The 14,151-nt window shown below is 56.0% G+C and carries 12 protein-coding genes; 6 read left to right on the top strand and 6 right to left on the bottom strand.

Annotated elements, in window-relative coordinates; genetic code table 11:
- Positions 1-143: 143 nt before the first annotated feature.
- Together macA and macB are read left to right on the top strand one after the other, a co-directional pair.
- A complete protein-coding gene (macA, locus tag KW829_RS07785; protein WP_010429157.1) occupies positions 144-1,259 on the top strand; it encodes a macrolide transporter subunit MacA in 1,116 nt (371 codons plus the stop codon).
- Entirely contained in the window at positions 1,256-3,196 is a 1,941-nt protein-coding gene (macB, locus tag KW829_RS07790) for a macrolide ABC transporter ATP-binding protein/permease MacB (RefSeq protein WP_010429159.1), read from the top strand. Before macA ends, macB begins: the two co-directional genes overlap by 4 nt.
- A gap of 70 nt (positions 3,197-3,266) precedes the next feature.
- Here macB and cspD read toward each other — a convergent pair whose 3' ends face one another.
- Entirely contained in the window at positions 3,267-3,488 is a 222-nt protein-coding gene (gene cspD / locus KW829_RS07795; protein WP_006174390.1) for a cold shock-like protein CspD, read from the bottom strand.
- 267 nt (positions 3,489-3,755) lie between these two features.
- Here cspD and clpS point away from each other — a divergent pair, with 267 nt between their 5' ends.
- The 3 genes from clpS to KW829_RS07810 all read left to right on the top strand — a co-directional run bounded on the left by clpS (position 3,756) and on the right by KW829_RS07810 (position 7,137).
- Positions 3,756-4,076: an ATP-dependent Clp protease adapter ClpS gene (clpS, locus tag KW829_RS07800; RefSeq protein ID WP_006174393.1), complete on the top strand. Its 321-nt coding sequence runs from the start codon at positions 3,756-3,758 to the stop codon at positions 4,074-4,076.
- Positions 4,077-4,103: 27 nt separating this feature from the next.
- Positions 4,104-6,383 carry an ATP-dependent Clp protease ATP-binding subunit ClpA gene (gene clpA / locus KW829_RS07805; RefSeq protein WP_089597777.1) on the top strand — a complete coding sequence of 760 codons (2,280 nt, stop codon included), beginning with the start codon at positions 4,104-4,106 and terminating at the stop codon, positions 6,381-6,383.
- A 304-nt stretch (positions 6,384-6,687) separates the two neighbouring features.
- A complete protein-coding gene (locus KW829_RS07810; RefSeq protein WP_218307965.1) occupies positions 6,688-7,137 on the top strand; it encodes a hypothetical protein in 450 nt (149 codons plus the stop codon).
- A 71-nt stretch (positions 7,138-7,208) separates the two neighbouring features.
- Here the strand turns inward: KW829_RS07810 and infA are convergent, their stop codons facing one another.
- The 5 genes from infA to trxB form a co-directional block, all read right to left on the bottom strand.
- Positions 7,209-7,427, bottom strand: coding sequence for a translation initiation factor IF-1 (infA, locus tag KW829_RS07815; protein ID WP_002211347.1), 219 nt, complete (start codon positions 7,425-7,427; stop codon positions 7,209-7,211).
- A gap of 284 nt (positions 7,428-7,711) precedes the next feature.
- Positions 7,712-8,416, bottom strand: coding sequence for a leucyl/phenylalanyl-tRNA--protein transferase (gene aat / locus KW829_RS07820; protein WP_126543578.1), 705 nt, complete (start codon positions 8,414-8,416; stop codon positions 7,712-7,714).
- Between the two features lie 46 nt (positions 8,417-8,462).
- The gene (cydC, locus tag KW829_RS07825; RefSeq protein WP_218307966.1) at positions 8,463-10,184 is read right to left on the bottom strand and encodes a cysteine/glutathione ABC transporter ATP-binding protein/permease CydC; all 1,722 of its coding nucleotides are present in this window, start codon (positions 10,182-10,184) and stop codon (positions 8,463-8,465) included.
- Complete coding sequence (cydD, locus tag KW829_RS07830) at positions 10,184-11,950, bottom strand: cysteine/glutathione ABC transporter permease/ATP-binding protein CydD (RefSeq protein ID WP_218307967.1); 1,767 nt, start codon at positions 11,948-11,950, stop codon at positions 10,184-10,186. Before cydD ends, cydC begins: the two co-directional genes overlap by 1 nt.
- Before the next feature lie 114 nt (positions 11,951-12,064).
- Complete coding sequence (gene trxB, locus KW829_RS07835; protein ID WP_010429185.1) at positions 12,065-13,033, bottom strand: thioredoxin-disulfide reductase; 969 nt, start codon at positions 13,031-13,033, stop codon at positions 12,065-12,067.
- A gap of 545 nt (positions 13,034-13,578) precedes the next feature.
- Here trxB and lrp point away from each other — a divergent pair.
- Positions 13,579-14,073: a leucine-responsive transcriptional regulator Lrp gene (gene lrp / locus KW829_RS07840; RefSeq protein ID WP_002439523.1), complete on the top strand. Its 495-nt coding sequence runs from the start codon at positions 13,579-13,581 to the stop codon at positions 14,071-14,073.
- Positions 14,074-14,151: the final 78 nt, after the last annotated feature.

Below are 14,151 nucleotides of genomic sequence, written 5' to 3' on the forward strand. Positions count from 1 at the left end.
GGGGGAAGAACGCTATTTCAGCAGGCGTTTTGTCAACGTCATGTAAACAAATGCGGCCATTTCCAGAAAACAGGGGTTTCGTTGAGGAGTGGTTTAGATAGAATCAACGGTGATGTTAGCCAGAATAATTATTTGGAATATTTATGAACCTTAAGGGAAAACGCAGAAAACTGTTTCTGCTGCTGGCGGTCGTGCTGGTGGTCGGTGGATTCTGGCTTTGGCAGGTCCTCAATGCGCCTGTGCCACAGTATCAAACGCTGATCGTTCGCCCCGGCGAGCTGCAGCAAAACGTGCTGGCGACCGGCAAACTGGATGCCCTGCGTAAAGTCGATGTTGGCGCGCAGGTGAGCGGCCAGTTGAAAACGCTGTCCGTCGAGATTGGCGACAAGGTCAAAAAAGGCCAGCTGCTTGGCGTTATCGATCCTGAACAGGCCGAAAACCAGATCCGCGAAGTGGAAGCGACGCTGATGGAGCTGCGCGCGCAGCGTGCGCAGGCCCTGGCGGAGCGTAACCTTGCGCAGGTGACGCTAACGCGCCAGCAGGCGCTGGCGAAAACCCAGGCCATTTCGAAGCAGGATCTCGATACCGCCACCACGGAGCTGGCGGTAAAACAGGCGCAGATCGGCACCATCGACGCGCAGATTAAACGCAATCAGGCCTCGCTGGATACGGCGAAAACCAACCTCGATTACACCAAAATCGTCGCGCCGATGGCCGGAGAAGTGACGCAAATCACAACGCTGCAGGGACAGACGGTCATTGCCGCGCAGCAGGCGCCAAACATCCTGACGCTGGCGGACATGGGCACCATGCTGGTCAAAGCCCAGGTTTCCGAGGCGGATGTGATCCATCTTAAGCCGGGGCAGAACGCCTGGTTTACGGTGCTGGGCGACCCGCAGACCCGCTACGAAGGCGTGCTGAAAGACATTCTGCCGACGCCGGAAAAAGTGAACGACGCCATCTTCTACTATGCCCGCTTTGAGGTACCAAACCCGCAGGGCGTGCTGCGTCTGGACATGACCGCCCAGGTACATATCCAGCTGACCGGCGTGAAAAACGTGCTGACCGTTCCGCTCTCCGCGCTGGGTGAATCCGCCGGGGATAGCCGCTACAAGGTGAAGGTGCTGCGCAACGGCGAAACGCGCGAGCGCGAAGTGGTGATTGGCGCGCGCAACGACACCGACGTGGTGGTGGTGAAAGGGCTGGAAGAGGGGGAGGAGGTTGTCACCAGCGAAAGCCTGCCCGGAGCCGCTAAATGACCGCGCTGCTTGAGCTGAAGGATATCCGCCGCAGCTATCCGTCCGGCGACGGCCCGGTGGAGGTGCTGAAAGGGATCTCGCTGCGCGTGGAAGCGGGGGAGATGGTGGCGATTGTTGGCGCGTCCGGTTCGGGTAAATCGACGCTGATGAACATTCTCGGCTGTCTGGATAAACCCACCAGCGGTACGTACCGGGTGGACGGAACGGATGTCTCCACGCTCGACGGCGACGCGCTGGCGAAGCTGCGCCGGGAACACTTCGGCTTTATCTTCCAGCGTTACCACCTGCTTTCTCACCTGAGCGCGGCGCAGAACGTGGAGGTTCCCGCGGTTTATGCGGGCGTCGAGCGGAAGAAACGGCTTGAGCGCGCGAAGGCGCTGTTAACGCGTCTGGGGCTGGCGGAGCGCGTGGAGTATCAGCCGTCGCAGCTTTCCGGCGGTCAGCAGCAGCGCGTGAGTATCGCGCGCGCACTGATGAACGGCGGGCAGGTGATCCTCGCGGATGAACCGACGGGCGCGCTCGACAGCCACTCCGGCGAAGAGGTGATGGCAATCCTGCACCAGCTGCGCGATCAGGGGCATACGGTGATCATCGTCACCCACGACCCGCAGGTGGCGGCGCAGGCGGAACGCATTATTGAGATCCACGACGGCGAGCTGGTGAGCAACCCGCCGCCGCGCGAGTCCCGGGCGGCCGCACCGAAAGAGGCGTTGCCGGCCGCAACCGGCTGGGGGCAGTTCTCCAGCGGATTTCGTGAAGCGCTGACCATGGCCTGGCTGGCGATGGCGGCCAATAAAATGCGCACCCTGCTGACGATGCTCGGCATCATCATCGGTATTGCCTCGGTGGTGTCGATTGTGGTGGTGGGCGACGCGGCAAAACAGCTTGTGCTGGCGGATATCCGCGCTATCGGCACCAATACCATCGACGTTTATCCCGGCAAAGACTTCGGCGACGACGAGCCGCAGTATCAGCAGGCGCTGAAGTATGACGATCTGGCGGCTATTCAGAAGCAGCCGTGGGTCAATTCGGCTACGCCTGCGGTCTCGCAGAATCTGCGTCTGCGCTACGGCAACATCGACGTTGCGGCCAGCGCCAACGGCGTCAGCGGCGACTACTTCAACGTCTACGGCATGACCTTCAGCGAAGGGGCGACCTTCAACGCCGAGCAGCTGGCGGGCAGGGCGCAGGTGGTGGTGTTAGACGCCAACTCCCGCAGGCAGCTGTTCCCGAATAAAACCAATGTGGTGGGGGAAGTGATCCTGGTGGGCAATATGCCTGCCACGGTGATCGGCGTGGCGGAAGAGAAGCAGTCGATGTTCGGCAGCAGCAAAATCCTGCGCGTCTGGCTGCCGTACACCACGATTTCCGGGCGCATTATGGGCCAGTCCTGGCTCAACTCCATTACCGTTCGCGTGAAGGAGGGCTACGACAGCGCCATGGCCGAACAGCAGCTTGAGCGGCTGCTCACCCTGCGCCACGGGAAGAAAGATTTCTTCACCTGGAACATGGACGGTCTCTTGAAAACGGCGGAAAAGACCACACGTACTCTTCAGATGTTCCTGACGCTGGTGGCGGTGATTTCGCTGGTCGTCGGCGGTATCGGGGTGATGAATATCATGCTGGTGTCGGTCACGGAGCGCACTCGGGAGATTGGCATCCGCATGGCGGTCGGGGCCAGAGCCAGCGACGTGCTGCAGCAGTTTTTGATTGAAGCGGTGCTGGTGTGTCTGGTCGGCGGGGCGATGGGCATTGCGCTTTCGATGATGATCGCGTTTGCGCTCCAGCTCTTTTTACCGGGTTGGGAGATTGGCTTTTCCCCCGTGGCGATCCTCACGGCGTTCTTATGCTCGACCTTCACGGGTATTTTGTTTGGCTGGTTACCGGCACGCAACGCGGCGCGGCTGGATCCGGTGGACGCACTGGCGCGGGAATAACCCGAAAATAAAAATGCCAGCCGATCGGGCTGGCATTTTGCCTGCGGGGTGTACACAATGAATCAGGGAGCTATGCAACCGCTTCTGCTTCAACGGGGACGATCAGACTGGCGTGATTGCCTTTAGGCCCCTGGTGTACATCGAACCGAACGGACTGCCCGGCTTTGAGCGTCCTGTAACCATCCATCTGAATGGTGGAATAGTGAGCGAAGATATCCTCGCCGCCGCCTTCAGGGCAGATGAAACCAAACCCTTTGGCGTTGTTGAACCACTTAACAGTACCCATTTCCATGCTTCGACATCCTTCGTAAATCTTATAAATTAAGATGGAATGAACCGGTGGTGGAGTGGGGGCTGTTCAAAACCTCGCCATCTCACGCTTGTACAATTTAGATAAACGGAAGAAGCCGTCAAGCGTTTGGCGCTGGAGTTGGGACAATAATCAACCAAAATTTGAGGCAGTTAACGCTATTGCAACAGTTTGTGACAGACATCGCGGATGACAGTAATAGATGATTGTTATCTAACATCTGAGGTAGATTCAAAGTGGTTATGCATAATGGGTAAGACCAACGATTGGCTGGATTTTGACCAGCTGGCGGAAGATAAAGTGCGCGACGCGCTAAAACCGCCATCTATGTATAAAGTTATGTTAATGAACGATGATTACACGCCGATGGAATTTGTTATTGACGTGCTACAAAAGTTCTTTTCTTATGATGTAGAACGTGCAACGCAACTGATGCTTACCGTTCATTATCGAGGCAAAGCGATCTGCGGCATCTTTACTGCCGAAGTCGCGGAAACCAAAGTGGCGATGGTGAACGACTATGCGAGGGAGAACGAGCATCCGTTGCTGTGTACGCTGGAAAAGGCCTGATAAGGCATAAAATTGGGGGAGGTGCCTATGCTCAATCAAGAACTGGAACTCAGTTTAAACATGGCTTTCGCCAGAGCGCGTGAGCACCGACATGAGTTTATGACCGTCGAGCATTTACTGCTCGCACTGCTTAGCAACCCATCTGCCCGCGAAGCGCTGGAAGCCTGCTCCGTGGATCTGGTGGCGCTACGTCAGGAACTCGAAGCCTTCATCGAACAAACCACGCCGGTGCTGCCAGCCAGTGAAGAAGAGCGCGACACGCAACCGACGCTCAGCTTCCAGCGCGTGCTGCAGCGCGCGGTATTCCACGTCCAGTCTTCCGGACGTAGCGAAGTGACTGGCGCAAACGTCTTAGTCGCCATCTTCAGCGAGCAGGAGTCACAGGCTGCCTACCTGCTGCGCAAACACGAAGTCAGCCGCCTCGACGTGGTTAACTTTATTTCTCACGGAACGCGCAAAGACGAGCCTAACCAGGCATCGGATTCCAGCAATCAGGTCAATAACAATGAAGAGCAAGCAGGCGGGGAGGATCGTATGGAAAACTTCACCACCAATCTTAACCAGCTTGCTCGCGTTGGCGGTATCGACCCGCTGATTGGTCGCGATAAAGAGCTGGAGCGCGCGATCCAGGTGCTGTGCCGTCGCCGCAAGAACAACCCGCTGCTGGTGGGTGAGTCAGGCGTGGGTAAAACCGCGATTGCCGAAGGGCTTGCCTGGCGCATTGTGCAGGGCGACGTGCCGGAAGTGATTGCCGACTGCACCATCTACTCGCTGGATATCGGCTCGCTGCTGGCGGGCACGAAATACCGCGGTGATTTTGAAAAACGCTTCAAGGCGCTGTTAAAACAGCTGGAGCAGGACACCAACAGCATTCTGTTTATCGATGAGATCCACACCATCATCGGCGCAGGTGCGGCTTCCGGCGGCCAGGTGGATGCGGCTAACCTGATCAAACCGCTGCTCTCCAGCGGCAAGATCCGCGTGATGGGCTCCACGACGTACCAGGAGTTCAGCAACATCTTTGAGAAAGACCGCGCGCTGGCGCGTCGCTTCCAGAAAATCGACGTCACTGAACCGTCCGTCGAGGAAACGGTGCAGATCATCAACGGCCTGAAAACCAAGTACGAAGCGCACCACGACGTGCGTTATACCGCAAAAGCGGTACGTGCTGCGGTGGAACTGGCGGTGAAATACATCAACGATCGTCATCTGCCGGATAAGGCGATTGACGTGATTGATGAGGCAGGGGCGCGTGCGCGCCTGATGCCGGCCAGCAAGCGTAAGAAAACCGTTAACGTGGCGGATATTGAGTCCGTGGTGGCCCGCATCGCGCGTATCCCTGAGAAGAGCGTTTCTCAGAGCGACCGCGACACGCTGCGCACTCTCGGCAATCGCCTGAAAATGCTGGTCTTTGGTCAGGATAAAGCCATTGAGGCCTTAACCGAAGCGATCAAGATGGCCCGTGCCGGACTGGGGCATGACCACAAGCCTGTCGGTTCCTTCCTGTTCGCTGGTCCGACCGGCGTGGGGAAAACCGAGGTGACGGTGCAGCTCTCGAAAGCGCTGGGCATTGAGCTGCTGCGCTTTGATATGTCCGAGTATATGGAGCGTCACACCGTCAGCCGTTTGATTGGTGCGCCTCCGGGATATGTGGGCTTTGACCAGGGCGGCCTGCTCACCGACGCGGTGATCAAACATCCACACGCGGTACTGCTGCTCGATGAAATCGAGAAAGCGCACCCGGACGTGTTCAACATCCTGCTGCAGGTGATGGACAACGGGACGCTGACCGACAACAACGGGCGCAAGGCGGACTTCCGCAACGTGGTGCTGGTGATGACTACCAACGCCGGGGTACGTGAAACCGAGCGTAAATCTATCGGCCTGATCCACCAGGATAACAGCACCGATGCGATGGAGGAGATCAAGAAGATCTTCACGCCGGAGTTCCGTAACCGTCTGGACAACATTATCTGGTTCGATCACCTGTCTACCGAGGTGATCCATCAGGTGGTGGATAAGTTCATCGTCGAGCTGCAGGTTCAGCTGGATCAGAAAGGCGTGTCGCTGGAAGTGAGCCAGGAGGCCCGCAACTGGCTGGCCGAGAAAGGCTACGACCGTGCGATGGGTGCCCGTCCGATGGCGCGCGTGATTCAGGACAACCTGAAGAAACCGCTGGCGAACGAACTGCTGTTTGGCTCGCTGGTGGACGGCGGCCAGGTGACGGTGGCGCTGGATCAGGCGAAGAACGAACTGACGTACGATTTCCAGAGCGCGGCGAAGCACAAGCCGGAAGCGGCTCACTGAGTGAGTTGAACGTTAATGTTAAAAACCGGGCTTTTGCCCGGTTTTTTTATGCCTGCCAAGGTAAAAGCAAAACGACAACAGTGTTGTCGTTTTTAGTGTTTTCTCCCTCTCCCTGTGGGAGAGGGTTGGGGTGAGGGCATCAGGCCGCAGAAGAATTTTGCAAGGCGCTTTCCAGTTTCTTTCGAAGTCAGTTGCTGGATAAAAACACAGTAATAAAATGGCGGCGCACCTGCAAAATCAGGTGCCGGGATTGGCGTCCTGAAAGTGTGTGCACAGACAATCTTGCGTGCATAAAGGATCACATATGACTGATATTAATAGCTTCGCCCAACTCTATACCGAACTCTCCCTCAACCCCGATCTCCCAACCCTTGCCGAGCGCTGCAAACTGCTCACCGAAATCCTCCTCGACTGCAAATCACTCCCGCAAACCCAGCCCGTTTGCCGCTGTCTCGGGGCCTGGCTGGAAGAGGTGAAAACCGGCCTCACAGAGTCAATGCGTGATTTTCAGGTGGTGGAATTTGAGGACGAAGCGGAACAACCGCGACAAAAAGAGTGGTTGCTGGAAGATACAGAAACGAAATGCGACTACTGCCGTGCGTTAAACCACGTGCTGCTGGTGTCGCATTTTGACCGCGATATGTTGCCGCATCTCACGGGATTACTTCACGACATGGCTCATTCTATGGCAGGGGATTTAATCGCTACTGCACAACCGCGGATGACAATACATCTTCCGACGCAGCAACACTAAAGCCATAAATAAAAAAGGCCGGGGTTATCCCGACCTTTTAAATATTCATCTGCCATTACAGGCGAAAACAATTAGCGACTACGGAAGACAATGCGGCCTTTGCTCAGGTCGTACGGGGTCAGTTCAACAGTCACTTTGTCGCCCGTTAAAATGCGGATGTAGTTTTTGCGCATTTTACCGGAGATGTGCGCAGTTACCACGTGACCGTTTTCCAGCTCTACGCGAAACATGGTATTAGGCAACGTATCAAGTACGGTACCCTGCATTTCAATATTGTCTTCTTTGGCCATCTAATCCTCTGGGGTATCACTACCAAGTTTTGAACCGGCAAGATAATGCCGAAATTCATCAATTAAGTAAAGAATTGCGCGTTTAAAACGCAGCAAAACAGTTTCAGCGCATTGCCCAAGCGTCACGGTACAACCGAACGGAAAGCGCATTCGTAAAGGGGAAACGACAGGATAAACGTCAGGACGTTATCTGAAGCGAGGGTCCCAAACGGCGGCGGGGCAACAGGCAGAAGCTACTCTGCGGCATAATTATAACACCCTCATAAAAAATATGCGGAAAACATTTAGGCATTGGGCAGAAAGAGTGTACGCGGTACCCAGAAGTCGCGCGGGAGCTTCTCCAGACGACAATTATCAAGATGTTCAATGTAGTGGCGGCGGGAGATTTCGACAGCGCCAAGCGAGGCGGTGTGCTCGTTAAGCACCTGGCAATCCATCAGTCGTCCGCCACGCTGGGCAAATTCCTCGCAGAACACCAGCAGTGCCGTTTTTGAGGCATTAACCGCACGCGAGAACATCGACTCCCCACAAAACAGCGTTCCCTGAGCCACGCCGTACATGCCGCCCATCAGCTCACCCCCATCCCATACTTCAATAGAATGCGCGTAACCCAGCTCATGCAACTGGTGATAGGCGGTGATGATATCGCGAGTGATCCATGTACCTTCGTGCCGATCTTCAGCACAGCCTTCAATGACCTGACCAAAAGCGTGATTCAGGGTTACGCGATACGGCGACTTCGCGTGAAAGCGCTTCATGCTGCGGCTAATGTGAAACTGCGCTGGCCACAATACGGCTCGTGGATCGGGTGACCACCATAAAATCGGGTCGCCTGGAGAAAACCACGGAAAAATCCCGCGCTGATAAGCCATCAACAGACGAGCAGGGCTGAGATCGCCGCCCAGTGCCAGCAACCCGTTAGGTTCACGTAGCGCCCCCTCCGGTGAAGGGAACGCAATATTATGACGAGACAGCTGGACCAGGCGCATGACAGCAGAACTCCAATACGCGAGTGAGGATCGGTACAAATATAGTCTACAGACGTTGTTTAAACTGGTAGTAGCGACCCTGTTTTGCCAACAGTTCTGCGTGACTACCTTGCTCAATAATGTGTCCGTTGTCCATCACAATTATCCGATCGAAACTCGCCAGTCCGCGCAGGCGATGTGTCACCATCAGCACTGTTTTACCGGCCATAACATTCGCCAGTAAATCAAGGATTTGGCTTTCGGTGGTGGCGTCCAGCCCTTCGGTGGGCTCGTCGAGCAGCATCAGCGGCGCATCGTGCAGCAGCGCACGGGCAATCGCCAGACGACGCAGTTCGCCACCGGAGAGGAGACGACCCCCTTCACCCAGCCAGCTATTTAAACCTTCGTCCTCAAGCAGCTTATGCAGCCCGACCTGTTCGAGCGAGGTACGAAGTGCATCGTCAGATGCGTCCGGCGCTGCCAGCAGCAGGTTGTCGCGCAGCGTGGCGCTAAACAGATGCACGCGCTGTGGGACAACGCTGACGGTCTTGCGTAAGATCTGCTCGCTGAAATCAACCAGCGGCACTGCGTTAAAGAGAATCTGACCGTGCTGCGGATCCCAGGCGCGCGTCAACAGCTGCAGAAGCGTTGACTTACCGCATCCGGTCCGCCCAAGGATTGCAATGCGCTGGCCCGGGTTAACGGAGAGATTGATATCTTCAAGTGCATTCTGCGTCTGTGTGTTATAGGCGAAGGTGACGTTATTCAGCGTCAGCGCAACCTGCGCAGGAACCGCACTTTGTTCAGCAGTGAATTTCACCTCTGGCTCCTGCTCGGCAATTTCCGTGATGCGCAGGGCAGAGGCGATAACCTGTCCAAGATGCTGGAAGGCCCCCGTCACGGGTGCCAGCGCTTCGAAGGCTGCCAGTGCACAGAAAACAAAGAGTGCAATCAGCGGGCCTGGCTGCAGATTTCCACCCACGCCGCCGGAGGCCATCCACAGCATCGCGATAACAGCCACGCCGCCGATGAGCATCATCAGCGCCTGGGAGAAGGCCGTGAGTTCAGACTGTCGACGCTGGGCTTCATGCCAGTTCAACTCCGTACTTTCCATACGCGCGCGGTAACGCTTGCTGGCACCGAAAATGGTCAGTTCTGCCTGTCCCTGCAGCCAGGAGGTCAACTGCTGACGATATTCTCCCCGCAGGCGCGTCAGACTTTCGCCGGTGGATTTACCGGCGCGATAGAACAGCGGCGGCAGGATAATCAACGTCAGCAGCATAATGCCGCCGAGCGTCAGCGCGATAGGGACGTCCAGAACACACAGACCCAGCGTGACGACAACAATCACCACAAACGCGCCGACTATCGGTGAAATCACGCGCAGATAGAGGTGATCCAGTGTATCGACATCCGCAACCACGCGGTTGAGCAATTCGCCCTGACGAAAACGCGCCAGCCCGGCAGGGGAGAGCGGGAGCAGCTTGCTGAACGTGTAAATGCGCAGGTGCTGGAGCACGCGGAATGTGGCGTCATGGCTGACCAGACGCTCGAAGTAACGCCCGGCGGTACGGGTAATGGCGGTGCCACGTACGCCCGCTGCCGGGAGCATGTAGTTAAAGCTGTAGAGCCCGGCGAAACCTGCAACGGCAGAGGCAGACAGGAACCAGCCAGAAAGGGTGAGCAGGCCGATGCTGGCGAGCAGGGTAATAATCGCCAGCACGATCCCCAACGTCAGCATCCATTTGTGGCGCTTATACAGGGCAAGATAAGGGAGCAGGGCACGCATCAGATGTCCTCCTGGCGATTCGCGAGAAGGGCCGCAAAAGGCCCCTGAGCGGCAACGAGTGAGGCATAATCGCCTTGCTCAACGAGTTGACCATTTTCCATCACCCAAATCTGGTCCCAGTCGGCGATGCCTTCAAGCTGGTGGGTGACCATCAGCGTGGTTTGCTGCTGTGATGCGGCATTAAGCGCTTCCATCACGCGTTGTTCGCTGTGCGCGTCCAGGCTGGCGGCAGGCTCATCCAGCAACATCAGTTGGCAAGGATTCAACAACGCGCGGGCAACAGCCACACGCTGCGCTTGCCCTACGGACAGCCCGGCAGACTGGTCGCCAACGACCGTATCCACGCCCTGCGGGAGCAGCGGCAGAAACTCGCTAACCCAGGCGCGATCGAGGACCGATTGCAACTCGTCTTCCCGTGCGTCCGGGCGAGCCAGAAGCACGTTTTCGCGTAGCGTGGAAGCCGGAAGCTGCGGGTTTTGTCCTACCCAGCTCAGCTGTTTGCGCCAGGCATCAGGCTCCAAATCGCACAACTCAGTTTTATTAATGCACAGCGAACCGGTGTAAGCCATAAAGCCGGAGAGTGCATTTAACAGCGAGCTTTTCCCTGAGCCACTGGTTCCGACCAGCACCACGCGCTGCCCGGCAGGCAGGGTAAAGTTGAGCGGACCTGCCAGCACTTTGCCTTCAGGTGACAGAACAGAAAAATCCCTCGCCTCAATCGTCACGGGCTCTTTGGCGTTCAGAACGATGTCACCACGCTCGGGATGCGCCAGCGGTGTTTCAAGGAAGGTTTTCAGGCTGTCGGCCGCGCCAACCGCCTGTGCTTTGGCATGGTAAAAGGTGCCAAGATCTCGCAGCGGCTGGAAAAACTCCGGAGCCAGGATCAATGCCAGGAAACCTGCTGAAAGCGTTACGGCTGTGCCGTAGTGGCCGAAATCCAGCGCGCCGAGGTAAGAAAACCCGAAGTAGACCGCCACAAGGGCAATCGACAGCGAAGTGAAGAATTCAAGCACGCCAGAGGAGAGGAATGCGAGACGCAGCACCTCCATGGTGCGCTGACGGAAATCCTGAGACGCCAGGCGAATATTTTCCGTTTCCGCTTCACCCCGGCCAAAAATACGCAGGGTTTCCATTCCGCGCAGCCGGTCAAGGAAATGACCGCTCAGGCGGCCCAGTGCGAGGAAGTTACGACGGTTAGCATCCGCCGCACCCATCCCGACCATTGCCATAAACAGCGGGATAAGCGGGGCGGTACCCAGCAGGATCAGCGCCGCTACCCAGTTGGTCGGGAAAATCGCAATCAGTATCAGCAGCGGTACGCAAACGGCCAGCGCCATCTGCGGCAGGTAGCGGGCGTAGTAGTCGTGCATATCGTCGATCTGTTCAAGGATCAGCGTCGCCCAACTCCCCGCAGGTTTACCCTGGATCCAGGCAGGCCCGGCCTCCTGAAGACGATCCAGGACCTTACGGCGGATCTCGTAGCGGATATGCTGTCCGGCATGAAAACCAACGCGTTCACGCAGCCAGACTACCCACGCACGAAGGATAAAAACCAGAATCAGGACAATAAAGGGCAACAGGAGCGCTTCACGCGGAATGTTCTCCATGATCATATGATTAAGAATGCGGGCCAGCAGCCATGCCTGGGCAACAATCAACAAACCACTGACGAGTCCCAGAAGACGGGAAATCATGAGCCAGCGGCGGGAAAGAACGCTTTGCTGTTTAAGCCAGCGTGTTAACTCTTGTTGACGGGTTTTTTCCATTGCGTACTTTGCAGGTGACGTTATAAGAAATTAGACAACTGCATGTTACACGTGGGGAAAAATAAAGGCGACCTGTGGCCGCCTTTATTTACGTTTGTTACTGACTTGTAAAGATTATTTACCTTGTTCAGCCAGTCCGTCGAGGTAGCGTTCAGCGTCCAGCGCGGCCATACAGCCGGTGCCCGCAGAGGTAATCGCCTGACGATAAATATGGTCCATCACGTCGCCAGCCGCGAACACGCCCGGGATGCTGGTCTGGGTCGCGTTACCGTGAATGCCGGACTGCACTTTGATGTAGCCGTTTTCCAGTTCCAGCTGACCGTCGAAGATCGCGGTGTTCGGGCTGTGACCGATCGCCACAAACAGGCCCGCCACTTCCAGCGACTCGATGTTATCGGTGTTCTGGGTATCGCGCAGACGCAGACCGGCAACGCCCATCTGGTCGCCCGTGACCTCTTCCAGGGTACGGTGGGTGTGAAGCACGATGTTGCCGCTTGCCACTTTATCCATCAGGCGTTTGATCAGGATCTTCTCAGCGCGGAAGGTGTCGCGACGGTGGATCAGGTGCACTTCAGAGGCGATGTTTGCCAGGTAGAGCGCTTCTTCCACTGCGGTGTTACCGCCGCCGATCACGGCGACTTTCTGATTGCGATAGAAGAAACCGTCGCAGGTAGCGCAGGCAGATACGCCGCGGCCCTTGAACGCTTCTTCAGATGGCAGACCAAGGTAACGGGCAGAGGCGCCGGTGGCGATGATCAGCGCGTCACAAGTGTATTCGCCGCTGTCGCCGGTCAGGCGGAACGGACGGTTCTGCAGATCGACCTTATTGATGTGGTCGAACAGAATTTCAGTTTCGAATTTGGCGGCATGCTCGTGCATACGTTCCATCAGCAGCGGCCCGGTCAGGTCGTTCGGGTCCCCTGGCCAGTTTTCCACTTCGGTGGTGGTGGTCAGCTGACCGCCTTTTTCCATACCGGTGATGAGTACCGGGTGCAGGTTAGCGCGTGCAGCATAGACCGCTGCGGTATATCCCGCAGGTCCAGAACCAAGGATTAGCAGCTTACTGTGTTTGGCCGTGCCCATGAGATCCCCATTGTTGTTGGCAGACATATGGCTGGATTGTAGGGAATTTGTTGTCGTAAAAAAAGAGCGCAGCAATTTTGATATCAATCTGTGTAATAGCCATGGACGATGAATGAGGCGCTATAACATCACTATTTCGCCTGAAATCCGGTCGTTTATAAGGCAATAAAATGACGATTAATACCCTGCCGTAATGAATATCCGGCATGTTGTACTAAAAATCGATGTTTTGCTTTGACAATCACCTGCGCTTTTGCGAAAACATTCAAGGAAGAAAAAAAAACCGCGTTAACCGTGTGCCGCATAGGCATGCACGTAAATGCCATTTTTACCGTGTCAGTGAAATCTACGCATGGCGTGGACAGACGCCATACGTGATGTCGGTGACTGCCTTCGGGCAACGGTCTTCTTACCAACAGAACCCGAATCCGCATCGCGTCTAATACATAACCAGGCGATGTGATGACTAACGGGTACAGGCTCTGAACAGTGATGTGCACAGGGTCCAGGCAGGAGTAGGGAAGGAATACAGAGAGACAATAATAATGGTAGATAGCAAGAAGCGCCCTGGCAAAGATCTCGACCGTATCGATCGTAACATTCTTAATGAATTGCAAAAGGATGGGCGTATTTCCAACGTCGAGCTTTCAAAACGTGTGGGACTTTCCCCGACGCCGTGCCTTGAGCGTGTGCGCCGACTGGAAAGACAGGGTTTTATTCAGGGCTATACGGCTCTGCTTAACCCGCATTATCTGGATGCCTCACTTCTGGTATTTGTTGAGATTACTCTGAATCGTGGTGCGCCGGATGTGTTTGAACAATTCAACTCCGCTGTGCAAAAACTTGAAGAAATTCAAGAGTGTCATCTGGTTTCCGGTGATTTCGACTATCTGTTGAAAACCCGCGTGCCTGATATGTCCGCCTACCGTAAGCTGCTGGGTGAAACCTTGCTGCGTCTGCCGGGCGTGAACGACACCCGTACGTATGTGGTGATGGAAGAGGTTAAACAGAGCAATCGTCTGGTCATTAAGACGCGCTAACACGGAACAGGTGCAAAATCAGCGTAGTTTGATTACACTCCTGTTAATCCATACAGCAACAGTGCCGGGGAGTCCCCG

The sequence above is a fragment of the Enterobacter sp. ENT02 genome (genome assembly GCF_019219165.1).
Taxonomy (GTDB): domain Bacteria; phylum Pseudomonadota; class Gammaproteobacteria; order Enterobacterales; family Enterobacteriaceae; genus Enterobacter; species Enterobacter mori.

What these genes read in the sequence shown, in the direction of transcription:
- KW829_RS07810 (WP_218307965.1), top strand. Translation starts at nt 6,688, where the DNA reads ATGACTGATATTAATAGCTTCGCCCAACTCTATACCGAACTCTCCCTC.
- cydD (WP_218307967.1), bottom strand. Translation starts at nt 11,950, where the DNA reads ATGGAAAAAACCCGTCAACAAGAGTTAACACGCTGGCTTAAACAGCAA.
- lrp (WP_002439523.1), top strand. Translation starts at nt 13,579, where the DNA reads ATGGTAGATAGCAAGAAGCGCCCTGGCAAAGATCTCGACCGTATCGAT.
- aat (WP_126543578.1), bottom strand. Translation starts at nt 8,416, where the DNA reads ATGCGCCTGGTCCAGCTGTCTCGTCATAATATTGCGTTCCCTTCACCG.
- infA (WP_002211347.1), bottom strand. Translation starts at nt 7,427, where the DNA reads ATGGCCAAAGAAGACAATATTGAAATGCAGGGTACCGTACTTGATACG.
- clpS (WP_006174393.1), top strand. Translation starts at nt 3,756, where the DNA reads ATGGGTAAGACCAACGATTGGCTGGATTTTGACCAGCTGGCGGAAGAT.
- clpA (WP_089597777.1), top strand. Translation starts at nt 4,104, where the DNA reads ATGCTCAATCAAGAACTGGAACTCAGTTTAAACATGGCTTTCGCCAGA.
- cydC (WP_218307966.1), bottom strand. Translation starts at nt 10,184, where the DNA reads ATGCGTGCCCTGCTCCCTTATCTTGCCCTGTATAAGCGCCACAAATGG.
- cspD (WP_006174390.1), bottom strand. Translation starts at nt 3,488, where the DNA reads ATGGAAATGGGTACTGTTAAGTGGTTCAACAACGCCAAAGGGTTTGGT.
- trxB (WP_010429185.1), bottom strand. Translation starts at nt 13,033, where the DNA reads ATGGGCACGGCCAAACACAGTAAGCTGCTAATCCTTGGTTCTGGACCT.
- macB (WP_010429159.1), top strand. Translation starts at nt 1,256, where the DNA reads ATGACCGCGCTGCTTGAGCTGAAGGATATCCGCCGCAGCTATCCGTCC.
- macA (WP_010429157.1), top strand. Translation starts at nt 144, where the DNA reads ATGAACCTTAAGGGAAAACGCAGAAAACTGTTTCTGCTGCTGGCGGTC.